This is a genomic window from Psychrobacter sp. M4, assembly GCF_055699795.1.
Genome location: NZ_CM146740.1, coordinates 286588 through 311401, shown reverse-complemented (window position 1 = coordinate 311401; position 24814 = coordinate 286588). Strand labels below are relative to the sequence as shown.

23 protein-coding genes are annotated in these 24814 nt (G+C 43.0%); 10 read left to right on the top strand and 13 right to left on the bottom strand.

What is annotated here, in order from left to right; all coding sequences use genetic code 11:
* Nucleotides 1–56 precede the first annotated feature (56 nt).
* From ACR63N_RS01335 to argS, 3 genes are all read right to left on the bottom strand, one after another.
* Entirely contained in the window at nt 57–1151 is a 1095-nt protein-coding gene (locus tag ACR63N_RS01335) for a PTS sugar transporter subunit IIC (RefSeq protein ID WP_472782351.1), read from the bottom strand.
* A gap of 143 nt (nt 1152–1294) precedes the next feature.
* Complete coding sequence (locus ACR63N_RS01330; protein WP_367105053.1) at nt 1295–2125, bottom strand: SPOR domain-containing protein; 831 nt, start codon at nt 2123–2125, stop codon at nt 1295–1297.
* 78 nt (nt 2126–2203) lie between these two features.
* Nucleotides 2204–4033, bottom strand: a complete 1830-nt coding sequence (gene argS, locus ACR63N_RS01325) for an arginine--tRNA ligase (protein ID WP_367107364.1) — start codon at nt 4031–4033, stop codon at nt 2204–2206.
* 606 nt (nt 4034–4639) lie between these two features.
* Here argS and ACR63N_RS01320 point away from each other — a divergent pair.
* Nucleotides 4640–4858, top strand: a complete 219-nt coding sequence (locus tag ACR63N_RS01320) for a DUF2788 domain-containing protein (protein ID WP_367105051.1) — start codon at nt 4640–4642, stop codon at nt 4856–4858.
* A 30-nt stretch (nt 4859–4888) separates the two neighbouring features.
* Here the strand turns inward: ACR63N_RS01320 and benE are convergent, their stop codons facing one another.
* The 4 genes from benE to cmoA form a co-directional block, all read right to left on the bottom strand.
* On the bottom strand, nt 4889–6100 hold the full coding sequence (benE, locus tag ACR63N_RS01315) for a benzoate/H(+) symporter BenE (RefSeq protein WP_367105050.1): 1212 nt from the start codon (nt 6098–6100) through the stop codon (nt 4889–4891).
* 112 nt (nt 6101–6212) lie between these two features.
* A complete protein-coding gene (gene cmoB / locus ACR63N_RS01310) occupies nt 6213–7256 on the bottom strand; it encodes a tRNA 5-methoxyuridine(34)/uridine 5-oxyacetic acid(34) synthase CmoB (protein WP_367105049.1) in 1044 nt (347 codons plus the stop codon).
* Between the two features lie 711 nt (nt 7257–7967).
* Nucleotides 7968–8408: a hypothetical protein gene (locus tag ACR63N_RS01305; protein WP_367107367.1), complete on the bottom strand. Its 441-nt coding sequence runs from the start codon at nt 8406–8408 to the stop codon at nt 7968–7970.
* Between the two features lie 176 nt (nt 8409–8584).
* On the bottom strand, nt 8585–9400 hold the full coding sequence (gene cmoA / locus ACR63N_RS01300) for a carboxy-S-adenosyl-L-methionine synthase CmoA (protein ID WP_472782350.1): 816 nt from the start codon (nt 9398–9400) through the stop codon (nt 8585–8587).
* Between the two features lie 162 nt (nt 9401–9562).
* Here cmoA and msrA point away from each other — a divergent pair, with 162 nt between their 5' ends.
* From msrA to ACR63N_RS01265, 7 genes are all read left to right on the top strand, one after another.
* Complete coding sequence (gene msrA / locus ACR63N_RS01295) at nt 9563–10084, top strand: peptide-methionine (S)-S-oxide reductase MsrA (RefSeq protein ID WP_367105046.1); 522 nt, start codon at nt 9563–9565, stop codon at nt 10082–10084.
* 107 nt (nt 10085–10191) lie between these two features.
* A complete protein-coding gene (locus tag ACR63N_RS01290) occupies nt 10192–10908 on the top strand; it encodes a class I SAM-dependent methyltransferase (RefSeq protein WP_367105045.1) in 717 nt (238 codons plus the stop codon).
* Nucleotides 10909–10942: 34 nt separating this feature from the next.
* Nucleotides 10943–11656 (top strand): DUF1499 domain-containing protein, encoded by a 714-nt coding sequence (locus tag ACR63N_RS01285; protein ID WP_472782349.1) that lies wholly within the window; start codon nt 10943–10945, stop codon nt 11654–11656.
* 233 nt (nt 11657–11889) lie between these two features.
* The gene (locus tag ACR63N_RS01280; protein WP_367107370.1) at nt 11890–12252 is read left to right on the top strand and encodes a hypothetical protein; all 363 of its coding nucleotides are present in this window, start codon (nt 11890–11892) and stop codon (nt 12250–12252) included.
* Nucleotides 12253–12563: 311 nt separating this feature from the next.
* Complete coding sequence (locus ACR63N_RS01275) at nt 12564–12905, top strand: peptidase associated/transthyretin-like domain-containing protein (protein ID WP_367105042.1); 342 nt, start codon at nt 12564–12566, stop codon at nt 12903–12905.
* A gap of 68 nt (nt 12906–12973) precedes the next feature.
* On the top strand, nt 12974–13117 hold the full coding sequence (locus ACR63N_RS01270) for a hypothetical protein (RefSeq protein WP_367107371.1): 144 nt from the start codon (nt 12974–12976) through the stop codon (nt 13115–13117).
* 79 nt (nt 13118–13196) lie between these two features.
* Entirely contained in the window at nt 13197–13607 is a 411-nt protein-coding gene (locus ACR63N_RS01265) for a tetratricopeptide repeat protein (RefSeq protein WP_472782348.1), read from the top strand.
* Between the two features lie 96 nt (nt 13608–13703).
* On the opposite strand, the gene ACR63N_RS01260 is transcribed toward ACR63N_RS01265, so the two are convergent.
* Together ACR63N_RS01260 and ACR63N_RS01255 are read right to left on the bottom strand one after the other, a co-directional pair.
* A complete protein-coding gene (locus tag ACR63N_RS01260) occupies nt 13704–14828 on the bottom strand; it encodes a porin (RefSeq protein WP_367107372.1) in 1125 nt (374 codons plus the stop codon).
* Nucleotides 14829–14953: 125 nt separating this feature from the next.
* On the bottom strand, nt 14954–16489 hold the full coding sequence (locus tag ACR63N_RS01255) for a phospholipase D family protein (RefSeq protein ID WP_472782347.1): 1536 nt from the start codon (nt 16487–16489) through the stop codon (nt 14954–14956).
* 259 nt (nt 16490–16748) lie between these two features.
* Here ACR63N_RS01255 and ACR63N_RS01250 point away from each other — a divergent pair, with 259 nt between their 5' ends.
* Nucleotides 16749–18098, top strand: a complete 1350-nt coding sequence (locus ACR63N_RS01250; RefSeq protein ID WP_472782346.1) for a hypothetical protein — start codon at nt 16749–16751, stop codon at nt 18096–18098.
* Nucleotides 18099–18238: 140 nt separating this feature from the next.
* Here the strand turns inward: ACR63N_RS01250 and ACR63N_RS01245 are convergent, their stop codons facing one another.
* The gene (locus ACR63N_RS01245; protein ID WP_367105036.1) at nt 18239–20389 is read right to left on the bottom strand and encodes an FAD-dependent oxidoreductase; all 2151 of its coding nucleotides are present in this window, start codon (nt 20387–20389) and stop codon (nt 18239–18241) included.
* A gap of 290 nt (nt 20390–20679) precedes the next feature.
* On the opposite strand from ACR63N_RS01245, the gene ACR63N_RS01240 reads away from it, so the two are divergent.
* Entirely contained in the window at nt 20680–22344 is a 1665-nt protein-coding gene (locus ACR63N_RS01240) for an AMP-binding protein (protein WP_367105035.1), read from the top strand.
* Between the two features lie 70 nt (nt 22345–22414).
* Here ACR63N_RS01240 and ACR63N_RS01235 read toward each other — a convergent pair whose 3' ends face one another.
* The 3 genes from ACR63N_RS01235 to ACR63N_RS01225 all read right to left on the bottom strand — a co-directional run bounded on the left by ACR63N_RS01235 (nt 22415) and on the right by ACR63N_RS01225 (nt 24664).
* Nucleotides 22415–22837 (bottom strand): DUF6691 family protein, encoded by a 423-nt coding sequence (locus ACR63N_RS01235; RefSeq protein ID WP_367109666.1) that lies wholly within the window; start codon nt 22835–22837, stop codon nt 22415–22417.
* 84 nt (nt 22838–22921) lie between these two features.
* Nucleotides 22922–23359 (bottom strand): YeeE/YedE family protein, encoded by a 438-nt coding sequence (locus tag ACR63N_RS01230; RefSeq protein ID WP_472782345.1) that lies wholly within the window; start codon nt 23357–23359, stop codon nt 22922–22924.
* Between the two features lie 159 nt (nt 23360–23518).
* Complete coding sequence (locus tag ACR63N_RS01225) at nt 23519–24664, bottom strand: aminotransferase class V-fold PLP-dependent enzyme (RefSeq protein ID WP_367105032.1); 1146 nt, start codon at nt 24662–24664, stop codon at nt 23519–23521.
* Nucleotides 24665–24814: the final 150 nt, after the last annotated feature.

Here is a 24814-nt window from a genome sequence, read left to right as displayed (position 1 = left end):
TTGAACTGAGCTTTTTGCTAAGTGATAGTAAAACACAGATTAGCTACTACAATGCCTTAGGGCAATTTCATATCACCTGCTACTAGCCAGCCAAATTTGCGCATAATATAAGCTACTATGCCAGCAATGAGCGCTGGTAGTACAAACATGAGTAAAACAATTGCTGTCCATAACTGAGCACTACTCATAATTTCTGTTGAGGCTTCAAGTACCCCAAAGACGCCCACTAACCCCGCCGTCCCCATACCCGCGCCCGTCGCCGTGCAAGCCAGTCCAAAACCTACGGTGGCAATAGGGCCGACAATGGCACTGGCAATCACTGCTGGCAATAAGACCAAAGGCTTTCTAAGCACATTGGGAATCTGCAGCATGCTAGTCCCCAAACCTTGTGAGATGACGCCGCTAAAACCATTATCCTTAAAGCTTGCAACAGCAAAGCCTATCATATGAGCGGCGCAGCCCACTACTGCCGCACCTCCTGCTACGCCGCCAAGACCAATAGCGATACAAATAGCCGCGCTTGATGTGGGTAGCGTCAATAGTATGCCGACTACAACTGCAATGACCACACCCATTAAAAAGGGCTGCAACTCAGTTGCCGCTTGAATACCTTGTCCAATAGCGTTGATAGCTGCAACGACCGGAGGATTGAGCAGCGCGCAAACTACCAATGCCACCGTACATACCAATAAGGGAATTAATAAAATATCAAGCTTAGTCTTGCCTGCAACTAGCGTACCCGCGCGGTAAGCAAACACTGAGGTCAAGTACGCGCCTATTGGATTGCCCGGTAGCGCCAAAAATGTTGCCGGACCAGCTTCTTGGGGAATAAATAGCGTTCCTGCCATCAGTGCCTCAGAATGCGCCCCCAACATGCCTGCGACCAAACAGCTAAGCATGACCAGTGTCGGCGCTTTGAGATAATAAGCAATACCGACGCCGATACCAGCACCCATAAGGATAGAGGCAAGCTTACCCACAGCTACCAAAGCAGGCAGATGCAACCAGCCGCCAATCTGCGAGATAATAAGTCCTGCAATCAAAGTGACAAATAATCCTAAAGCCATACCAGTAAAGGCGTCAATAAAGTACTTTTGGAAAAATGCTTTGATAGGACTGACAGGCGGTATTACTGAATCAGATACGCTCATTATTAAGCTCTTAATTTAGTTTTGGTTAAAGATTTACACTGAAAATGCTCAATATAAGATAAAAGTTACCGAAAAAAAAGTATAAAAAAAGCGTCATTGGGACGCTTTTAATTTGATAAACCTCTCAACATTGAACCATAAACCTAACGGCGCTGTTCAACGATAATAGAGTCGATACCGTTATTCTGGAGACGCTGCTGCGCACTAGCAACGGCTTGACGACTATTCATTGGTCGCGAGATAACTTGATAAATAGGCAGGCCATTACCCGTGGTATTTTTGATGACCCTAGCATCCACGCCAGCCATAAGCACTTGGGCACGGCGACGATCCGCCTCATCTGCATTGCCGAAGCTATTTATTTGCAAAATATAAGTGGTCGCTGGCGCAGCTTGCTGTACGCTTGCCGTTCCTGAACCTAGATTGTTGGTTCTGTTAGCAGTATTGTTGTTTGTAGATGGTGTGCCATCGTAGGTTGCTTCTTCTTCGACAATCACAATATCATCGTTATTGGCAGCGTTGTTATTAACATTGTTACTAACATCGTTACTGCGGCTAGGTTCAATTACCGTACTCTCAGAGATGCCAAAGTTACCTGAATCCTCATCACGGCCTGCACTATTCTCAGGCTGATTAATGACTACATCAGGCTCAAAATCACTTATATCGTCGGTTTGAGAATTATTTATGTCACCAAAATCCTCATCAGGAATGGTTGCCATCTCTTGATTGGGCAAAATATCATAAAACTCATAATCGCTATTATCGGTATCCGTTTCAACTCGCGGTTGTACTTGACGCTCAGGATTAGTTTCAGCGCTACTGCCAGCAGGGCTAAAGTCAAACAATGGGGAGAGGTATAAAAACACCCCAATCATTAGGGTCAATACTGCCCCTACAAACATCCACAGTAGGCCTGATACGCTACTTGATTTGCGTTTTTCGGTGGCACCCTTAGGTTTTTTGGCTAGCATGGATCTTTCTCCAAACTCAATCTACTAATCATTATCGAATTGTTGGTAATTATCATTGTATCGTCATCTACTAGAGGGTTACATACTAGAGGGCGCGGACAATCCTAATAAGCTCAGACCGTTGGCTAATACTTGGCGTACTGCTTTGGACAATCGCAGACGCGCTTGCATCATATCAAGCTCGTTTTGATTGGGCACCGCGCCTGAAGTCAAGCTCATCGGCAAAATGCGATTACTGTCATACCAACCATGAAATAGCGCCGCCAGCTCTTTTAAATAATTGGTCAATACATGCGGCTCATAACCTGTCGCTGCCCGTAGCAAAGTTGCCGGATACGCGCCAAGTAGTTTAATCAGCTCATCTTCGCTTGATGCGGTAAGCAAATTTTGCTGCTGTTTGCCAACGATGTCATTAACAGCAAGGCCACTGGCCTCCAATTTTTCTAACACTCGGCAAACGCGGGCATGGGCATATTGAATATAATAAACCTGATTATCTTTGCTTTGAGATTTCGCCAGCTCCAGATCAAAATCAACGTGTACCTCAGGCTTACGTGCTACGTAATAAAAGCGCGCAGCGTCATTACCGACTTCTTCGCGCAGCTCACGCAGAGTCACAAACTTACCGGAACGCGATGACATCTGAATTTTCTCATCTCCGCGCCATAGGGCGACAAACTGTACCAGTACGACATCCAGACGATCGGCATCAATACCGAGGGCTAGCAATGCCGCTCTGACGCGAGGCACATAACCATGATGATCAGCCCCTAAAACATCAATGACTTTATCAAAACCGCGATCAAACTTGTTTTTATGATACGCAATATCTGAAGCAAAGTAGGTGGTCTGGCCATTCGCTCGGCGCACTACCCGATCTTTTTCATCGCCAAACTCGGTTGACTTGAACCAAATATTACCGTCTTTTTCATACAGATAACCTTTGTCATCCAATATTTGTAGTGCAGGCTCAATCTCGTCACTAATAGATCTTTCGCTAAACCAGCGCTCATAACGGACACCAAAATCATTGAGATCATCTTTGATATCGGCCAAAATACCGCTTAAAGCTGCATTTAAAAACAGCTCGTAGCCTGCGCCCAATAGCTTTTTACTATTAGCAATCAGCCCATCAATGTGTGCTTCTTTATCACCAGATATCAGCTCTTTTTCACCCGCCTCATTAGTTGAAAATTGCGCGTCTTGTGGCACATCCTGCGCTATTTGCTCAAAGCTATGGACGTAGCTATCGCCATGCTGCATTTTTAAGGTCTCAGCGATATCACGGACATAATCGCCTTGATAAGCGTTGACTGGAAACTGTACTTTTTCACCATTGGCTTCCAAATAACGCAGATAAGCACTGGTCGCCAAAATATCCATCTGCCGACCAGCATCGTTGACGTAGTACTCGCGCGTCACTTCGTAGCCCACTGCTTCTAACAAATTAGCTACACTCATGCCAAAAGCGGCGCCGCGTCCATGACCGACATGTAAGCTTGAGGTTGGATTGGCTGATACAAATTCAACTTGCAGTTTTTGACCTCTAAACTGTTTGCTCAAACCAAAGCGCTCTTGCAAATCAAAGATATCATCGAGTACGGCAAACTTGGCTTCGCTATTTAAAAACACGTTGATAAAACCAGGTCCTGCGATCTCTATTTGGCGAATATCTTGATTGTCAGGAAGTGCCTCGACTATTTTTTCAGCGAGCGCGCGTGGATTGCTTTTAGCCGCTTTTGAAGCCGTCAAAGCGATATTGCTCGCAAAATCACCATGGTTGGCGTCCTTGGTGAGCGTAATTTGACTGTTATTTTGCCAATCAGCAGGCAATACGCCTTGTTGTTTTAGATCCTCAACCGCTTGATTGAATAGTGAGGCTAATGTATCTATTTGGGTTTGTGACATAGGGCTATAAACTCAGATTATAAGTAATAAAATAAACAATAAAAATGGTGCAAAATGAACTAGATATAAGCAGCAAGCGCTTATTACAATAGCGATCAGCATTATAGGGGATAAAATAGTACAAAAGCTAAGTAACCTGTAAATATAACAATCTTTGCCTGTGATTGCATCCTTTACATTAAATTTAGCGGCAAACACATTTTATTTATGGATTACGACGTTATTAGTACTCACGCTTGCTAGGGTTTTAGTAAAAAATCTAGCATTGATTGAGCATTAGTTATAGGCAACAGTATTCACAATTACTCAATACCTCAAACAGATGACAACCTGTGACGGTCTAGTCACGTTGATTGTAGGGTTCCTGTTGTTTGCAGGTTGTAAAGCATTCATACCAATGACATTCCGCGTTATAATATGGCCTCATATAGAACCTAAAAACCCTCTTATCTTTATTATTACTTCTCTATAAATATGCTTATTACTTTAATTTGTATCGTTTAACCGCGATAAAAAAGTTGCCTCACTATAAAACAGACCACAAATAGCTGAATCAGAATAATTATAATCGATAAAGCATATTAATATTTTATATAGGATCACACCATGTTTGCTATTGCTGCAAGTACTATCACTAATTGGGGATTATACGTATTATTGCCCATATTCATCGCTTTCTTATTTTTTATCGTATTTGACATCTCCAAAAAATCCGAAGCAGGACGCGCGGGTACTTTTTGGATTTTCTTAGCTTTAGGGGCAGGTTTTATGGGTTTCTTGCTCAAGTTACTGCTAGAAGTCGCTTTTGAAAAGTGGCTGATCTAATCATATTTTACAACTGAATTAAGCTTACGGCTAACCTGATTTTATTAATAAAAAGCTAGGTAGTAGCTGCTTTTTGGTTAATATATAATGAGCGCTGATACCAATAATCACGCCCCAAAATACAGAGCTTAATCCTAAAAATTGCATGCCTGAAGCGGTTGCCAAAAAGGTAATCAAGGCCGAATCTCTTTGCCGATCATCCTTCATAGCAATACTAATATTGGCCGAGATAGCCCCAATAAGTGCCAAACCTGCTAAAGCTGCAATCAATTCAGTAGGCAATAAGCTGAACACTGCTACAATACTGCCAGCAAATAAACCGCCTAATAAATAAAACAAGCTATTGGCAATGCCAGCTATATAACGCTTTTCTTTATTTTCGTGAGCATCTTTCCCGGTACAAAGCGCCGCAGTGATCGCGCCTAAAGTCAGCGTAATGCCTCCTGTACAAGCGACGGCTAAGGAGGCAATGCCAAAAGCGCTGACAATAGGTTTGGCTGGTACCTCGTAGCCGCTCAATCTTAAGATGGCCATACCGGGCAAAAACTGGCCACTTAAGCTTACTAGGATGAGGGGAATGGCAAGGTTAAATACCGAGCGCCACGTCCATTCTGGCAAGATAAGCTTGGGGATCGTTAGCGTCAGATTAATATCAACAGGATTCATTTTACCAAACCAGACACTCAAAACGATACCGCATGCCAATACCCAAATCATGGTATAGCGCGGCGTGTAGCGTTTAGCAAATAGATAGCACGCCAGCATACTAAAGACGATCACAGGCATAGTATCGGTGGCAACAAACAAGTCTAAGCCGAATTGAAATAAAATACCCGCCATCATGCCTGCAGCAATCCCATTAGGAATCAATCGCAAAAATCTGTCGAAGGAGCCAGTAATACCTACCAAAAATATCACGACAGCAGAGACGATATAAGCGGCAACCGCCTCATTGATACTCATCTGCGGGAATAAAGTGACTAGCAGCGCGGTACCTGGGGCCGACCAACCTGCTACTACAGGCGTTTTATATTTGATAGATAAATAGATGCCGGGGATGACCGCCCCAATAGAGATGCCCCAAATCCAAGAAGCCATCATCGCATCTGACACCTGTGCCGCTTGCGCTGCCTGAAAAAATATCACTAAAGGGCCAGCATAAGCGATAAGTACCGCTAAAAAACCAGCTACCGAGGCGGATAGTGACCAGTCTTTTTTTAAAGTTTGGAGCAAACTTGCCATATTGCTTCCTTGCAACTTAGCATTTAAGGCGCTATAAAAACTAGTTTTGACTATTTTTATTTGGTTAGTTTTAGCAGCTTACTTGCTTGATTACCACTATTTTTTAGCACCATCATTTTTTGGCAATAATGGTCGCCCGCTTCGGTGCTGGATAGCCCTCAATCGTCTGACTGTTATCATCAGGGTTTAAAAAATCTGCTAAGGACTGATAGGTCATCCACTCAGTTTTACGCTGCTCATCTGTGGTTGTGACATCAACATCAACGCAGCGCACTTCAGAAAAACCTACCTTCTTGAGCCAACTGACAAGCGCGTCAACTGATGGTAAGAAATATACATTGTTCATTTGCGCATAACGATTGTGTGGCACCAGTACGGTATTGGCATCGCCTTCAATAACTAAAGTCTCCAGTACCAGCTCGCCGCCTTTTGCTAGCTGACCTTTGAGCTGCTGTAAATGCTCAAATGGTGATTGACGATGATAAAGCACGCCCATACTAAACACCGTATCAAACAGCTGACTGTGCTCCGGTAGGGCTTCGAGTGGCACGGGAATATAATGAGTATTATAGTTGTCAGCAGCTCCGACAAAATGCCTAATCGCCATAAATTGATGATAAAAAAGGCACGACGGATCAACGATAATAACCGTATCCGCGCCCGCCCCTGCCATGCGCCAACCGTGATAGCCTGAACCGCCGCCGACATCAAGCACACGTCTATTTCTCAGCGGACTTAAATGCGGCGCTACCCGCTCCCATTTCCAATCGCTGCGCCATTCGGTGTCTATTTTAATAGCTGATTGCTCATCGCCAATTTGGCTTTCAATCTGAGCACCAATCTGAAAAGGCCCCTTACGCCACGGCATCAATTGCTTGAGTAGCGCGGTGATTTGTTTGCGCTCAGAATCATTAAGCTGAGCTTCAATCGTTATAGCCGGGCTATTTAAATCGACGTTATCCACTGTCAATACAGGCAAATGTCCCACCGCCGCTTGATAAGCTGGTGCATGCGCGTAGCGGCTTTTATCTTTGATGTCATTTAGCCATTTTGGCAGTTGCGCCAACCATTCATGCGCCTTTGGCTGCGTTTGCGCTAAGTCAAATAAAGTCAGATACAGCTCACGTTCGGCATTGGCAATGGTTTGATTGGTCATAAAATTTCAGTTTTTATTAATTCATGATGATGTTTGACGGTATTTTAAGGAGTGAGAGTCATAAAAGCAAAAAGATTGGCCTCAGCATCGCTTGCTTTAATGATGAGGAAATATGCGGGGCATAGCTCGGTGTTCTTTAAAGGTTTATGCGCGCCTCGTCCCTCGGCAAGAGCTTTCGTCTTAGGCTCTGGCAGAGCAGTGCTATACTTGATCCTCGCTCACCCTCGATAAAGGTTTTTGTAGGGTGCGCCCAGCGCACCGTTGCAAAGAGATAACTATTTTAAATAATCAGTTTCAACTCTTCGCTTAAAATTTTCTTTAATTGAGTTAGTTTTTTATAGAGTTATTTTCTCTATTAAATATTAAACAGAATACAATACCATTAAATAGCCCTGATAAAGAATATACATCCCGAAACCAAGAACTAAAATGATCATAGATATCAAGAACAGTAAAACTATCTTGCTATTCTTTTTCATTTTTACTACCTATTACATTTCAGACTCAGTTTTCGTAGGGTGGCGTCAGTCTTGTTGAATTCTCGTAGAGAATACAGGCAAGGCGTAACCTATCATTATACATTTAAATTTTATACTCAGTGGGTTACGCTATCGCTAACCTACCCTACGCTAGCTTCTGCCAATTAATTCAAACTATTCTTAGCATTATTAATAGTGAGTCGGTGCGCTGGGTGCATACTAAGAACTATTATTAGCTCGTAATTGGTAGCATTATATCTAAGATATTTTTCGCCTTGTAATGCTCTATAGTTGGAAGAGACCAATTTATAGCGTTTTCATATCTATTAATTAATACACTGTAAGCCGGGCCTATTTTTTCATAAAGCTCTGGTGGATCAAACTTAAGTCTTAACCTTATATAGGTTCCTCCTTCAAATTCGAATTGCTTTAATCCGAAAGCTTCTCCATTATCGCTCTCCAAAACAAGTGAACAAACTCGATAATCCTTAGTTTCATCATAATCTAAGCCATACATTTTTCTACCTATCAAAGAGGGAAACTGAGCTTCAAATATTGGCCAAGCTTTTTTTTGATTCTCAATATCATTTGGTACTTCTAAGTAAAGAAGTTGCATTTTCTTAACAGTAACCTTTTTAATAACACCAAATTCTGTTTTGATTGTCTCATCCATAAAATTATACTCCTTAATACTTATATTTTCCGTAGGGTGTGCCCAGCGCACCAATAAATTAAGCAAACATATACTATAAAACATTGCGTAAGGCAGCACCCTACAAAAAATATAACTCAAACCACGATAAATACAGCTAAAGAAAGTATTATTGTCGTCAGCCCCTAAAATACAAACTACCTAAAAGCTACAATAGACACAAAGTTCAAAAACTGGAACCACGTCAAATGCCGCTTAAACCCTACGTGGTCTAAACGCTGATGATGCTCGTCCAAGGTATCGGTAATCAGTACGTTTTCTAAAGCATTGCGCTTACCGCTAATCTCCATCTCACTATAACCATTGGCGCGTTTAAAATCGTAATAACGCTCGACCAGCCACGCGTCGTATTGCTCATCAAGTGCATGAGTTTTTTCGGTCAATACCAGTATGCCGCCCTTCTCTAGCGCTGCATAAACCTTATCTAAAACGGCAACCCTATCCTCGACAGGTAAGAACTGTAGCGTTAAATTTAGAATAACCATATCACAGGGTTCAAGCTCGATATCACGGATATCAGCGGTAATTACCTTAATGTCGTGCTTAGAATAATTATCTGCTAAGAGTGTTTTAGCTTCAGTTGTCATCGCAGGAGAGATATCAACCGCTTTGATTTGCAAATCATGCGGCTCAAACTCGCCTGCCAGCGCCATACTCGCACCGCCAAGCGAGCAGCCCAAATCATAGATTCGACTAACCCTTTGACCATTGTCGTTTTGCTGGCGATACTTGCAGTGACGCCGCGCAAATAGTGGCAGCATAGCTAATACCTGACCGTAACCGGGTACGCTACGGCGGATCATATCAGGGAAGCAGGCGACCACTTGCTCATCAAAGGAGAAACGCGCGGCTTTATCCAGTGGGGTGGTGAAAGGCTTATCAAACAAAGTGTCAGGTTTAATAGTATTATTAGAAGAGTTATTTTTTGTAGATTGACTCATGGTACCACTCATAAAAATAGCAAAAGCCCATTATAACATTACTGTTTGTTACTTAGCGTTATATGCCTGCCTGCTAAGCTAAACAAGTATGCAAAGTGTAATAAATCATTGAAAAATAAGCACCTTGCAACTAGATAGAATACTCAGAACACATTCATAATAATAGGAAAAATTATGCAAACTATCGTACTAGGCGGTGGCTGTTTTTGGTGCACCGAGTCCGTATTTTTATCAGTAAAAGGCGTAGAGTCTGTGGTGTCAGGGTACATGGGTGGGGACGCAGCTACTGCCAACTATCGTACGGTTTGTGGCGGTAATAGCGGTCATATCGAAGTGGTCAAAGTGGACTATGACGAGTCTGTCGTACCTTTAGAGGTGATTCTTGATATCTTCTTTGCAACCCATGATCCCACTACTCGCGATCGTCAAGGCAACGATGTCGGTAGTCAATACCGTAGCGCCGTCTTCTATACTGACGAAGACCAAAAGCCAACTGTCGATCGCACTATCAATAAATTGCGTGACATGGGTTTGAACATCGTCACCGAAGTACATCCAGCCGTTGAGTTTTATAAGGCTGAAGAGGAGCATCAGGATTTCTTTAATCGTAATCCTAATCAGGCTTACTGCAACTTCTCCATTCCGCCAAAGCTTGCCAAACTGCGTAAAGAATTTAATAAGTATATGGTGGCTTAGATACCGGCATAAATATTATGTGCTATTAGGCCAAGTGTGCATACGCTTGGCTTTTTTAATAAATTCTGATTTGATAAAGCATAAATCGTTGAGGATAAAGGTTACTTATGACTCCTGAATTTTGGCAATCGCGCTGGCGTGAGGGTCGTATTGGCTTTCATAAATCTGAGGTCAATCCATTACTTACCCAGTACTTTACCGCTTTAGAGTTACCAGTAGGTAGCCGAGTTTTGGTGCCTTTGTCTGGTAAATCTATAGATTTGGCTTGGCTTGCGGCTGAGGGCTACGACGTTGTAGGCATCGAGCTTATCGAATCTGCCGTCCAAGACTTTTTTACTGAACGCGGTATCGTGCCAGCAGTAACTGAATACCCAGAGCTTGAGCACGCGGGTCATCTTGAGCACATCGGTCATAATCCCACTATCAAGCGCTATCAAGGTCAACTAAAAGATCAAACAGCAGGACAGCCTGTCACTATTTGGGCGGCTGACATTTTTAGTTTAACGTCTGATAACATTGGCCCTATAGATGCGGTGTATGATAGAGCGGCCTTAATCGCGCTACCTGCTAATGCGCGGGCCCATTACACAGAGCATCTAATGCGTATAGCGCGCAATGCTGATGGTCACTTAGCACCGCAGCTTGTTGTTACCCTTGACTACGATCAAAGCCAAAAAGAGGGGCCCCCATTTGCGGTCACTGCCGAAGAGGTTAAACAGTACTATAGTTATTATCAGCAAATTACTGAACTGACAAAAGAGTCCACCACGATAGGCTCAGCGCCTGACTTGCAAGTGACCGAACACGTTTGGTTACTGCGTTAAATGGATTGCAATCAAGCTATAATGGAGAGAGGTAATGAAAGTTTTAGTGAGCCTAGTGAGTTTTATTGCTTTACTATTGGTGTTGTTGCCAGGACCTCTTTATAGGTTTGGAATAGCCGAGCTCAGTACCGCATTTATGCTATTTAGATTCGGTCTGTATGCTGGTGTTCTTGCGCTTGTACTATTGCTCATTCAGGTTATCTTTAAGCGTAAAACGATTACCCTCACAAGCGCGCTGACAGCAGTTATCTTCTCCGCCATTGCTATTATTGTTCCGCTTAGCATGATGACTACCGCGCAAAAGGTACCGCCCATTCACGACATCTCAACTGACCTGGATAATCCACCTGAGTTTGTCGCCATTGCTCCCCTACGTGCTGATGCGGCTAATCCGGTAGCCTACGCTGGCGCGGAAACCGCTGAGCAACAACGTCAAGCTTTTCCTGAACTGCAAACTTTAAACTATCCGCAGTCACAAAGCGAGCTAATCGCTGCCGCCGAGCAAGCGGCTAATAATCTTAGCTGGGATATAGTTAATGTCGATGGCAATGTGGGCATTATAGAGGCGACGGATACTACCATGTGGTTTGGCTTTAAGGATGATGTAGTGATACGAGTAACTGATGACGGTAGTGAGCGCTTGCTCGATATTCGTAGTAAATCCCGCGTAGGCAAAAGCGATTTGGGTAAAAATGCCGATCGTATTCGTAGCTTTATTGAGGAGTTGGATGGGGTTTTGGGGGAGTAGTTAGATTTAAAGATAATTATAAATTAGTATTAGAATAGAAAATTGACCCCAAATCTTGTTTGGGGTTTTTTATATCGTTTTTAAAAAACCATACTTAAGTTCATAAAAAATGTAAAAAAGTCATTACCATTCTTACAGGCGACTCGTCCTTTATTGTCGACGGCGGCGATATCACTAGCTGCGGCGCTAAGCTCATTGCTATTCAGCAGTCGTTTGCCGAGTCGGACTTTGAAGTGTTTGGCGTTGAGCAGCCTGAGCCAATGTTTGAACAACCTGCACCTTTACAGTTTCCTAAGTCTGATCCTGACGCGGTGTTTGCTAGTCTTATCAATACTGCTAAAGAAGACTCTAGTAATGAGACGAATGCTTGGGCTGATAATGATGGTGAGTCAGCTTTACAAGACAAAAGTCTCTCAACTAGTTTTAAAGAATACTTATTTATGGATGGTACAAATGACTATCAATTGGTTTATGTTGGACACTTCTATGATGTTGACACAAAGATAAAAGTTGACCCTAAGTTTATTAAAACTATTAACTTTACTTGGGAAAAACTCAAAGATAGCGATAAGGGTATATTAATTAGCAAACATTAATACAAAAAATAAAACGCTTTATCCAACCGCATTTGCATTCTTATCAGCCAGTTTAACAGGCTGCAAAAAAAAGTGATTTATGCTACTCCCCAAATTACCGGTCAGGTGATTGAATTGATAAATCAAGAAAATTTAATATCGATCAGTAAGTCACATCCTTTGGCTTAGCTATATGATTGTCAAAATATTAGTAATAACTGTGATTTGATAGAATATGCTAATGATAAAGCTGTAGCTAGTGAAGAAGATGTGCGCAGTTTCATCTGGTTATCAAGAATTCAAGTTGTGCCATTGGTAAGTAGAGGGTAGTTATGAAACCACTATTATTTGGACTATGTTTACTATCTATCTCATCCACTGCTTGTCAAGCAGAGCCTACTACCGAGTATTACCTAACGCCTATTGTTACTGGGCAAGTATTAGATAAAGATACTAGTGAACCTCTAGATGGGGTAACTATTATTTACACCAGTAGAGAGTTTGTTGAAACAAATAAAGATGGTTTTTTTAGATTACCTGCTATTAAATATGATGTATCTTCTTCACCTGATTACTGGGAATTAAATCAAATAAGTGAAAGCAGCATGGCAGTGCATAGAGAGAACTATAGAAGAAAGTCTTACTGGAACTTCGGTTTCCAAGACTTAAAGTAAGCAGGTCTTTTGAAGTACCAGGATACGTTCATATTGGCAAGATATACCTTGAAAGATTGCCTTCTGGTGTGAGCACTAATGATGTCGAAGACGACTTTATTGAAGATATGACTTTTTGTCAGCCAAATGAGTCACAAAAAGACGTGAATTGCATTCCTGTGCCAGAAGGTAAAACCTATGAGCAAGTCAGTCCGAATCAGCCTATTCAATAAATAGTTTTTAACGAGAATTTGATGGATCTAAAAAGCAGCCAACCAAGGATACGCTGATGCTCAATTTAGTCTCGGTATTATGTATGGAATTGGAGTAGGTATTGATCAGGATTATGAAAAAGCCATGCAATTGTATTTATTAGCAGCTGATAATGGATCTTTTAATGCTCAAAACAATATTGGCACGATGTACTATTTTGGTAGAGGCGTAACACAAAGCTATACTAAAGCTTTTGAGTGGTACAAAAAAGCTGCTGAACAAGACGTGGGTCTCGCACAATTTAATCTTGGTGACCTTTATGAACAAGGTCAAGGCGTGCCACAAGATTACGAAAAAGCATTTGAATGGTATAAAAAAGCCGCCGATCAAGGCAATCAAGAGGCCAGCAATAGAATCAGTAGATTGGTAATGGATAATAAAATCGATGATGAAGGCATCATTATATACAGTACCGAAGATACGGGTCTCACATTAGGTGATATTGAGTAATAGTAGATAAGCTTGGTTAAATTGCGTAGAAGTCAACCATATCTAATACTCATAAGAGATCGGATCGCTCCCACCCTTTGTCTTTAAACCATCACCCTAAAAATAATACTGCAAACCACCACCAATCGCGATAAGCTCCGTATCACCACTACTAAATACAACGTTGTCGCTATCAGTATCATCGATAGCGGTGCCAGAAACGCCTTGAATATTATCGGCTTTGTTGATACCCGCATAAGCGTGGGCGATGATGTTGTCTGTAATATCGTACTGACCACCGATGACAAATTGATCAGAATCAGCATCTTTTCTACCATCTAAGTTGGCAGCATTATTGTATTGTACATAAATAGAGGCAGGACGAGAAAAGTTGTTTAATTGCAGACTAGCACTGATCACAAAGCCTTTTTCTTTGTCCGAGCGGTTGTCGTAATCCGCTTGTTGATATAATGCGCCAAGAGTGACAGGCACATCAGTTATATCGCTCATATCATAAGTGACGGTACCGCGAATAAGATCGCCTATAATATCGATGTCTTTATCATAGGCAAGGCTTGCGACAAGGCCGCTTTGCTCATAGGTGAGATAGCTACCATAACCGTTGTCAGTGTCATTCTCATCACCACTGCCATTAGAAAAATCTTCGCTAGCCGCATACATAAATGCAACTTCGATAGGTAGGTTATCAAACTTAGGTGAGACCCAGCTGACTGAATTAGACACACGCGGCGGCGCATCTGCCATATTTAAAGCTTGTACCGCCCTTGTGTCTTCTGACAATGCCGTCGTGCCTAAATTATCCCAAAACCCTTGAGTTACAGCGACATTGTTTATCATATCTATAGGTGAGAAGTATTTACCCACACGCAGCTCACCATAGTTGTCGTTAGCAAGTCCCAAATAGGTACTACGGCTTTCAAAGGTTCTCGACTCGCCATCGACGCCAATGTCATACTCCAATTCATAAATGACATCGGTCTTAGCAGTTATTGGTTCGGAGCCTTCAAGACCTATGCTTGATTTATGCGATTCAATCTCGAAAGTATCACCATCAAAATCTCCATTTCGCCGTATACCGTTATCATCGTTGGCATTGCTATCTTTAAACTCGCCATCGACATAGTTGCCAATTATAAAGATCCGGCCAGAGAGCGTTGGTTCAGCAAAAGCAGCAGACACTGATAAACAGGTAATAGCTAACGTTGACAGGGTCTTTTTCATCGGGTTAAAATCCATACCGTATAATAGGAAGGTATATTTTAATTAGTAAATATATAAAATGCACCTTTTTAATGTAGTTATTAACCGCAATCTTTTTTTTAAGAATCTACTGTAGTTTAGAGAAGTTACAAAAGCCATTCAACGGGCAGCCTTTTAACTACTGCTAAGATAAAGCTGCGCATAACACTAGAGCCCGGCTCAGAAGTCGTTATCAAACCCGTATTGGCATCGATCCAGACCAGCTTGTTACCGCTTAGTTCAACTCGCCAAGTCAGACCGACCATGCCTTCATCAAATACGGTATGCAGCTGTTGCGCCATTTGCTCACTATCGATCAATAAACCCAATTCAGTATTAAGCTTGGTAGAGCGAGGATCGAAGTTAAATGATCCCACAAATATCCGCTGTCCATCCACAGCGAAGGTTTTGGTATGCAGACTAGCTCCTGTCGAGCCTAATAGTCCTAGACGACTGGCAGCGGCACAAGGTGCGACTTTTTCTCGTAGCTCAAAGAGCGTAACGCCACTTTTGAGCATCTTCTTACGATATTTAGCATAACCGGCATGAACAGGTAGCACATCGGTGGCCTCCATTGAGTTGGTCAGCATTCGCACGGTAACACCTCTTGCTTGTAGGTCGGCAAATGTTTTGACACCAGTGGTACCGGGAACAAGATAGGCTGAAATACCATCAAATCGTTCTTGAATTTCGCCTACTGCTTCTTTTAGGCGATGTACCAATAGATCTTCTTTAGGCACGGCTCCCTGTCCTTTTGCTGGATCATCGCTGACCAACAAGGTTGTCGTCCATTCTAAATCCAGCTCCCCTTTGATGAGCGCCGACACCGTGTTCGAGTCCTCTAAAATAGCTTTGTACTTACCCATTTGCGGATCGGCTCTAAAATTAGCTAAACGCTCACCAATCGGGTCAGTGTCTTTATTTACCCCAACGATCGCCTGCGCCGGATAAGACGATAGCGAAGCCCAGTAACGATCAAAATCAGCTACGACCTCGGCGACAATGGCCCCAACGGTAAGCACATCAAGATCAACAAACAGCGGCGTTGAACCCGTCCCAAAATACTCATCGCCAACGTTTCGACCGCCGAGTACAGTAGCTCTGCCATCTACTGTGAACGATTTGTTATGCATTCTGCGGTTCAATCTAAAAAAATCAAATGCGTACGATAATGTTTTCAAAGTTCTAAGATTAAAAGGATTATACAGTCGCACCTCAATGTTTGGATGAGGCACTAAAGCTGCCATGTCAGCATCTAGTCCGGTGGTACCATTGTCGTCTAACAGCAACCGAACCTGCACACCTCGATCGGCTGCACGAACCAGCGCATCGAGTAATAAGGTGCCCGTCAGATCGGCATGCCACATGTAGTACTGAGCATCAATGCTTGATACAGCAGCGTCAGCGAGAAGGATTCGCGCGGCAAAGGCGTCGGCACCGTTTTGTAGCGGCGCGACTCCTGTAAGACCTTCATGCTGGACTTCAAGCTTAATTAACGCCTCAGCTAGTGGCCCGCTCACGGCTTTTGGCAAGGCTGTGGTATCGATCCGCTCTTCTATTTTTGGCAACGCAAAAACCGATCGGGCGATAACAATAGCGCTTCCTGTCAGGGCAATCGCGGAGACGAGCTTTTTTAGGATCATGTTGAAGTTTTCCATTCGGTACTAAGCTAAACAGATTGTTTAATTATTTTTATAACACAGCCGTATTCAAATCTTTTTGAATGACGTGGTTGTTGAGTACGATGCGATTGAGTATCGTTGAGTTGATAGGTTTAGCGTAACATGGAGGCGGGGTTTTGAGAGGTGGTTTTTTGGTTAATGAGCGTAAGATGTATGCTGGACTGAAAGCCTATGTTACGCGTGTTAAAATCATAGTTTTTATAAAAAAGGACTTCGTGCTGTGAATGCCTCTAAAGAAGACATAAAAGATCTCAGTATTATTTATCAGGAGATAATAAACCTGAGAGATATTTTTAATCAATCTCAAGAATTGTATAGAAAAGAATTTGATAGTGATATTGATCTTATGACAGCTGTATTACAATCACCTCAAAATGCTGGAGAAGCAATTCAAAATCAAGTTCAGTTCTTTCTTTCCTCTAAAGCTCAAAGGAAACTACATGAAATCGCTAAAAGACAGTGTCTATCGCTAGATAACTTGACAGTAGACGAGTGCATCTGTGAAATTAGGAATGAAATATATCTACATTTAAAAAATAATGGAAGTTTTAATACGTCTGACTGCATGAAATTAATATCGAGAGTACGTAAAAATATAGATAGAAAAGCGCAAGATATTACATATTTTTTTCCGTTCAATGCACCTAGTTTCGATCTTGAAAAAGAGATACAAATAGGTAGTGCAAAAATAATTCACAAGGATAGTGTTTATGCGAAAGTCAAAGACGATAGTTACTATGATCTTTTCATAAAAAACAGCAACTTCGATAGTTTCAATTGTCTTATTAGTATTACAATACCAAAATGTTCAAATAGAATAAGTGAAAATAGAGCTCAGAATGTCGCGGAATTTATTTATGGTGTTATTAAGGTTTTTACTACTTCTTATGAGCTCAAAGCTAACCAATTAAATTTGATGAACAATCCAACTAAGAGTAATATCAATCATTATATTGCTCTTAGTGGAGATAAGTATTGGGTTGGTGGCTCATATTCGTTTGGCGAAAATTTACAAGATTTTTGGAACTCTTTTGAAGAAGATTTAGAAACAGATTTAGGATTTATTATTAAAAAACTTACACTACAAGCAGCATCACCCAGTAGTAAAGAGTGTTTAGCAGATCGTCTAATAGATGCTTTTTATTGGTTCGGTGATGCTTCTAGAGACAATAATAGTAGCGCTCAAGTTGTTAAAATAGCTACAGCAATAGAAAGACTAGTAACTGTGAAAGATGAAGAAGAAAATAAAAATATAACGGAGAATTTTTGTCGCAGAGCTTCCTGTTTGATTGCTATATATCATGGAGAAATTGACGAATGGTGTAGTAAATCTAAAAAAATATACAAATTAAGATCAGATCTTGTTCATGGCTCACGAAGCATTTACAAGACCTATGAAACAGAATTGGATTTTGATCCATTCCAGCTTGCATGCCCAATCATACTTTCTGCATGTATACTATTTTATAAGCTGGACTTAGGACTTATAAAATACGAAAAAAAGTTAAAAAATATATATTTTGAACTATCTGAAATGTGTAAAGATGAGAAGTATAGAACAAACCTCTAGAATCAGAATATTTGTAGGGTGCGTTCTACGCACCAATATTAGACATTACCTTGCTTATGGTGCGCTGGGCGCACCCTACTGACTAAACAAAAAAAACGGCAAGATAAGAATCTCACCGCTTTGATAATTAACTTAAAACCCTAAATCCCCACTGCAACCTCAGCTCCCTCACGAATGGCGCGTTTGGCATCCAGCTCTGCGGCAAGCTTAGCTCCGCCAATCAAATGATACTGCGCGTTTGGTGCATCGCCAACATTAGGCATCAGCTCCGTAACCGACTCTTGACCGGCGCAGACGACAACGCTATCAACACGCAATAGCTGGCTTTGTCCTTGTGGATTGGTCACCCAAATGCCTTCGTTGGTGATTTTTTCATACTGCACGCCAGCCACTTGAATGACGCCGTGCGATTTAACATGAGCGCGGTGTACCCAGCCCGTCGTTTTGTTCAAGCCTTTACCTAAGCGGCCTTTAGAGCGCTGCATCAAGTAGACTTGGCGAATGGGTGTGATGCCTTCAGGTTTGAGTAGGCCGCCATCACTTTGATAGTTGGTATCTTCGGTGACGCCCCACTCTTCGCGCCACTCCTCGATCGATTGTGGCTCTGGACGGTAGCTTGGGTCTTTTAGGGTTTCAGGCCCTAACTCATGCAAAGGCTGACCATGACGCGCAGTGAGGTATTCGCTGACGTCGAAACCCACGCCGCCTGCACCGATGACGGCCACGGTATCGCCGACGGCTTTTTCGCCTGAGAGCAATTCAGCATAGCTCATGACTTGCGGCAGATCCGCGCCCTCAAGCTCGAGGCTTCTTGGTACCACGCCGGTTGCGACAATGACATGTTGGAATTTACCATCATCCAACATCGCTTTGTCGACTTTGGTATTAAGTTTAATCTCAACGCCTAGATGATTCAGCTCGTTGATGTAGTAGCGAATAGTCTCAAAGAACTCTTCTTTACCGGGAATGACTTTGGCATAGTTGAACTGACCGCCTAGGATGTCTTTGGCTTCAAATAATGTCACATTATGCCCGCGTAGCGCCGCGACATGCGCCGCTGACATGCCAGCGACACCGCCACCGATGACCGCGACTTTTTGCGGATTTTTAGTTTTCTTATAGACCAGCTCGGTCTCATAACAAGCTCTAGGATTAACCAGACAAGTTGAGCGTTTGTTCTCAAAGGTATGATCAAGGCAAGCTTGGTTACAGGCGATACAGGTATTGATACGGTCGGCTTTACCCTCTTTAGCTTTATTGACCCAGTCAGGGTCAGCGAGGAACGGACGCGCCATTTGAATAAGATCAGCTTGACCACTAGCGACAATCGCTTCAGCGGTATACGGCATATTGATACGGTTGGCCGCCATCATTGGGATATTGATATGCTTTTTGATCTCAGCTGAGAAGTCAACGAAAGCGGCGCGCGGCACGCTGGTCACAATCGTTGGCACCCGTGCTTCATGCCAGCCGATACCGGTGTTCATGATAGTCACGCCAGCGGCTTCTAAGGCTTTAGCGACAGTGATAACCTCATCCATGACGTTGCCATCTTTGACCAGATCGATGACCGATAGGCGAAATACGATAATGAAATCTTCACCTACAGCAGCGCGAACCGCTTTGACTACATCAACGGCGAACTTCATGCGTCCATTGATATCACCGCCGTATTCATCGTCACGTTGATTGACATGATTCGATAAAAACTGATTCAGCAAGTAGCCTTCCGAACCCATGATCTCAACGCCATCGTAGCCTGCTTGTTTGGCAAGCTTGGCACAGCGTGCGTAATCTTCAACTGTCTGCTCGATGTTTTTGGTGCTCATCTTGCGCGGTTTGAAGGGCGTGATTGGCGACTTAATCGGGCTTGAGGAGACGATGAACGGATGATAACCGTAGCGACCACTGTGCAAGATTTGCATGATGATTTTGCTATCGTACTTATGCGCGGCGCGGGTAACGCGCTGGTGGTTGATAACGTCCATCTTGGTGTTCATGGTACCACCAGCAGGTAGCAACCAGCCTTCACGATTGGGCGAGATACCACCGGTAATCATCATAGCGACGCCGCCTTTAGCGCGCTCAGCGAAATACGCGGCAAGCTTGCCATAGTTATAAAAACGGTCTTCGAGTCCGGTATGCATCGAGCCCATCACTAGACGATTTTTGAGCGTCGTAAAGCCTAAATCTAGCGGCTCAAACAGGTGCGGATAGTGCTCATTAGCATTAGCTGTGTTAATAGTCTTGTCAGTGCTGGCATTGCTTTTGGCAGGATTGCTGGCGCTCATGTCATTGTCCTTATGAATGAATCAATAAATTGCGGTTGTAAAATAATATGCAGATAAATAGTGGTTCTATCCTAACACAGGCCCTTATCGTCAGCTATGCAGACAAACGACTGATGAGTGAGCGTTATAGCCAGTTGATTTTGTGATAGATTTATTACTTAACTGCCTTAGTTAAACAAACGCCACAATTCAAGCTTACTTTTAGTCCAGCTTTGTCTATAATGAATAGACGATGGTCTATAACCATCCGTTAAAAAGCTTGAATAAAAACACGATAAAGGACTATCTTTATGACTGACTTTCACACAGGTCTTGGCAAAAATGCTGCTAACTATCAACCGCTTACACCTATTGATTTTATTACTCGCAGCGCACAGGTTTATCCCGATAAAACTGCTATTATCTACGATGATCTTGAGCATAATGATCTGACCCAAACTTGGCAACAAACCTATGATCGTTGCCGTCAGTTGTCCGATGCTCTGCGTAAACTAGGTATTGATAAAAACGATACCGTCGCTGTTATGTTGCCAAACACCCCCGTGATGGTAGAGGCCGCCTTTGGCATACCGATGTCGGGCGGCGTCCTTTGTACTTTAAATACGCGCCTCGATATCAATGCGCTAACTTTTTGTGTGCAACACTCTGAGGCCAAAGTGCTTATTATGGATAGCGAGTTTGCTGATCTTGCTGAGATCATTGATGAGACTTTTCCTAATTTAATCGTAATTCATGCGACAGATGCTGCCGTTAAAGTAGAACGCTTTGGTAAGATGACTTATGAAGAGCTGATTGCCAGCTCAGATCGCTTAGATAATTGGGAGAGGCCGGAGGATGAATGGGAAGCCATTGCACTAAATTATACTTCTGGTACTACCGGCACGCCCAAAGGAGTGGTCTATCACCACCGCGGCGCAACGCTGAATGCTCTCTCTAATATCTTAGATTGGGACATGCCCAAACATCCACTGTACCTATGGACGCTGCCCATGTTCCATTGTAACGGCTGGTGTTTTCCGTGGACTATTGCTGAGCGTGCAGGCGTCAATGTTTGCTTACGTAAGATTGATGGTAATTTGATTTTGCAACTAATTGCCAAACATCGAGTAACGCATTACTGCGCCGCTCCTATCGTTCATAATATGATCGCTGGCGGTGATGCTGATTATAAAGCAGCTATCAATCATACTGTTAAAGGCTGGGTAGCAGGCGCGCCGCCATCTGAAACTATGCTTGCGGCAATGGAGGAGATGGGCTTTCACATCTCTCACGTTTATGGACTCACCGAAGTTTATGGGCCCGTAACTGTATGCGCCGAACAAGCTGAGTGGGATGAGCTGGACGTTAGTGGACGCGCGCAAAAGAAATCCCGTCAAGGCGTAAGATCACATTTAATGACTGGGTTTGAGGTATTAAGACAAGACACAACAGAGCCGGTAGAAGCAGATGGAGAGGAGATGGGCGAGCTGGCCCTGCGCGGCAATATGATCATGAAAGGTTATCTTAAAAGCCGTAAAGCCACCGAAGCGGCGTTTAAAGATGGTTGGTTTCGTACTGGAGATTTAGGGGTTAAATATCCAGATGGCTATATAAAAATCATGGATAGACTCAAAGACATTATTATCTCAGGCGGCGAGAACATCTCTAGTATTGAGGTTGAAAATGTCCTATATCAACTGCCTGCCGTCGTAAGCTGCGCAGTAGTTGCCGCTCCTCATGAAAAATGGGGTGAGGTACCAGTGGCTTTTATCGAGATCCATGACGGCCATACTTTGCAGCGCGATACGGTCACCGCCCATTGCAAGCAGCATTTAGCAGGATTTAAAGTCCCCAAATACATCATCTTCACTGAAATACCCAAGACCAGTACCGGTAAAGTACAAAAATTTGAGCTGCGCCAAGCGGCCAAATCACTCGCGCATGAAACACCAAAAGTAACATCAAGCGCGAAATAAGTTCGTAAAGTATAAAAAAAGGTCAGCTTAATTTATTTAGGCTGACCTTTTTAACGCTTCAAACCTACTTCTAACCAAGCCTAGGTTCAAGCCGCTGAAACACCACCATCCCAACAACCATCGCGGTTACAAAGACATAAGCTTGCCACTGGCCAGTGCCTAGTAGCACAATACCCGGTCCGGGACAAATTCCGACCAGACCCCAGCCAATACCAAATAGCATAGCGCCGATAATAAGCGGTTTGGTGATGACTGTTTTGGTTGGCATGTCGATTTCGCTACCAATCCAACTGGTTTTTTGTCGCTTGGCTATTAATTGCACACCGAGCAGCGCAACGACTAAACCGCCGCCCATAACCAGCGCCAAAGAGATATCCCACGCGCCAAACACATCTAAAAATCCTTGTACTTTAACTGGATCAGTCATACCAGATATAAGCAGTCCAAGACCAAATAGTAATCCTGCCAGTAGTCCAATGATATTTTTTAACATTGTTAATTCTCGCTATCGTTGTTTTTATTGTGTTTATATCAGCCTATAGGGTGCTCTCTAAGCATCCGTCAAACTCAAATCTGTTCAAATCAAACCCAAAACATGGCGACCAATATAGACGGTAAAAATACCAAATCCCATAAAAGTTGCGGTAGCTACCATAGAGCGTGGTGATAAGCGCGCATTACCGCAGATGCCGTGACCACTAGTACAACCAGACCCTAATCTTGTACCAAAACCGACTAACAAGCCAGCTGCGATTAATAAAGGCAGTGATGACGTCACTTGCATTACCGGCAGCGGCGTTACCAGTTGGTATAATAAAGGTGACACCACCAAACCCAAGATAAATAACACTTGCCATATCTCAACGCGTCTAGGCTTTAGTAAACTTGAGGCAATGCCGCTGATACCAGCAATACGGCCAATACCTAATAGTAAAACCACTGCTGCGATTCCTATCATCAAACCACCAACTAAAGAGATAGGGGTGAAGGCTTGCCAGTCTATTTGTATACTCATAACGAATTACCTGATGAATTCTTAATTATTCTATTTATAAAAATACATTATATTATAAAACATAATAAATAGCTAAAAAAATACCGAGCGCTTGTATCAACACACTCGGTATTTCTTGTTTAAATTATAGCTGTACTAAAAGCGCTATATTTCAATCAATTAGGCAGGTTGCTCAGCCATTACTTTTTCAAGTACTGTCTCAAAACGCTCAACTGCCCCCTCAATGTCAGTCAATTTATCCAGACCGAATAGACCCAAGCGGAAGGTTTTAAAGCTCTCAGGCTCCCCTACCTTTAATGGCACTCCAGAGGCTATTTGCATGCCAGCTTCAGCAAAGGCACTACCTTTATGCATATCATCACGGTCAGTATAAGATACCACTACCCCCGGTGCTTTAAAGCCTTCAGCGGCAACGCTCTCAATTCCTTTATCTTCGAGCACGGCGCGGATACGCTTGCCAAGCTCCCACTGCGCCGCGCATAATTTATCAAAACCGACTTCTTTGGCTTCATTGATAGTATCGCGGAACTGACGCAAACCATCGGTTGGCATAGTAGCATGATAAGCATGACCACCATCCTCATAAGCACGCATGATGTTTAACCACTGCTTTAGATCAAGACTAAAGCTATTCGATTCAGTGCTGTCTACTTTTTCGACCGCAGCTTTGCTCATCATAACCAAACCGGCACAAGGAGTGCTACTCCAGCCTTTTTGCGGCGCGCTAATCAGGACGTCAATGCCCAGTTTTTTCATATCCAGCCAGACGCACCCTGAGGCGATACAATCAATAACTAATAAGCCGCCTACGCTATGAGTGGCATCAGCGAGTGCTTTGATATAGTCCTCAGGTAGAATAATACCCGCTGAGGTTTCGACATGCGGTGCAAACACGACAGCAGGTTTGTGCTCTTTAATCTTAGCGACTGCTTCATCAATGTCCACTGGGGCAAATGGTTTTGGCGTATCACTATCGTCACTGCGATTGGCAGTCAGTACGGTTGATGATTTGGCGATTTTGCCTTTTTCTAAAATCTGCGTCCAGCGATAGCTAAACCAGCCATTACGGATGATAAGGCAATCCTCATCATTTGCTAATTGTAGCGCCACAGCTTCCATACCATAAGTACCAGAGCCTGGAACGATGGCAACGGCTTCGGCGTTATAGACTGATTTTAAGTCGCTAGATAAGTCGTTCATCACTTGCTGAAAGACTTTTGACATATGATTTAGGGCGCGATCAGTATAAACCACTGAATATTCTAAAAGACCATTAGGATCAACATCTTGACGTAATGCAGGCATGAGACACTCCTTGTTTTATTAAATTATTTATAAGATTGCTAGGATGCGAATAACTTTTATACAGCTAAGCCATTGATACAATAGAGGGTATAACGAGGGATTGACGATATAGCGCTTTAACCTTGCACTATTGTCGTTAATGGTTGCCAA

Bases quoted from the DNA above. Each gene is read 5' to 3' on its own strand.
- ACR63N_RS01335 (WP_472782351.1), bottom strand. From the start codon at position 1,151: ATGAGCGTATCTGATTCAGTAATACCGCCTGTCAGTCCTATCAAAGCA.
- ACR63N_RS01330 (WP_367105053.1), bottom strand. From the start codon at position 2,125: ATGCTAGCCAAAAAACCTAAGGGTGCCACCGAAAAACGCAAATCAAGT.
- argS (WP_367107364.1), bottom strand. From the start codon at position 4,033: ATGTCACAAACCCAAATAGATACATTAGCCTCACTATTCAATCAAGCG.
- ACR63N_RS01320 (WP_367105051.1), top strand. From the start codon at position 4,640: ATGTTTGCTATTGCTGCAAGTACTATCACTAATTGGGGATTATACGTA.
- benE (WP_367105050.1), bottom strand. From the start codon at position 6,100: ATGGCAAGTTTGCTCCAAACTTTAAAAAAAGACTGGTCACTATCCGCC.
- cmoB (WP_367105049.1), bottom strand. From the start codon at position 7,256: ATGACCAATCAAACCATTGCCAATGCCGAACGTGAGCTGTATCTGACT.
- ACR63N_RS01305 (WP_367107367.1), bottom strand. From the start codon at position 8,408: ATGGATGAGACAATCAAAACAGAATTTGGTGTTATTAAAAAGGTTACT.
- cmoA (WP_472782350.1), bottom strand. From the start codon at position 9,400: ATGAGTGGTACCATGAGTCAATCTACAAAAAATAACTCTTCTAATAAT.
- msrA (WP_367105046.1), top strand. From the start codon at position 9,563: ATGCAAACTATCGTACTAGGCGGTGGCTGTTTTTGGTGCACCGAGTCC.
- ACR63N_RS01290 (WP_367105045.1), top strand. From the start codon at position 10,192: ATGACTCCTGAATTTTGGCAATCGCGCTGGCGTGAGGGTCGTATTGGC.
- ACR63N_RS01285 (WP_472782349.1), top strand. From the start codon at position 10,943: ATGAAAGTTTTAGTGAGCCTAGTGAGTTTTATTGCTTTACTATTGGTG.
- ACR63N_RS01275 (WP_367105042.1), top strand. From the start codon at position 12,564: ATGAAACCACTATTATTTGGACTATGTTTACTATCTATCTCATCCACT.
- ACR63N_RS01265 (WP_472782348.1), top strand. From the start codon at position 13,197: ATGTATGGAATTGGAGTAGGTATTGATCAGGATTATGAAAAAGCCATG.
- ACR63N_RS01260 (WP_367107372.1), bottom strand. From the start codon at position 14,828: ATGAAAAAGACCCTGTCAACGTTAGCTATTACCTGTTTATCAGTGTCT.
- ACR63N_RS01255 (WP_472782347.1), bottom strand. From the start codon at position 16,489: ATGATCCTAAAAAAGCTCGTCTCCGCGATTGCCCTGACAGGAAGCGCT.
- ACR63N_RS01245 (WP_367105036.1), bottom strand. From the start codon at position 20,389: ATGAGCGCCAGCAATCCTGCCAAAAGCAATGCCAGCACTGACAAGACT.
- ACR63N_RS01240 (WP_367105035.1), top strand. From the start codon at position 20,680: ATGACTGACTTTCACACAGGTCTTGGCAAAAATGCTGCTAACTATCAA.
- ACR63N_RS01235 (WP_367109666.1), bottom strand. From the start codon at position 22,837: ATGTTAAAAAATATCATTGGACTACTGGCAGGATTACTATTTGGTCTT.
- ACR63N_RS01230 (WP_472782345.1), bottom strand. From the start codon at position 23,359: ATGAGTATACAAATAGACTGGCAAGCCTTCACCCCTATCTCTTTAGTT.
- ACR63N_RS01225 (WP_367105032.1), bottom strand. From the start codon at position 24,664: ATGCCTGCATTACGTCAAGATGTTGATCCTAATGGTCTTTTAGAATAT.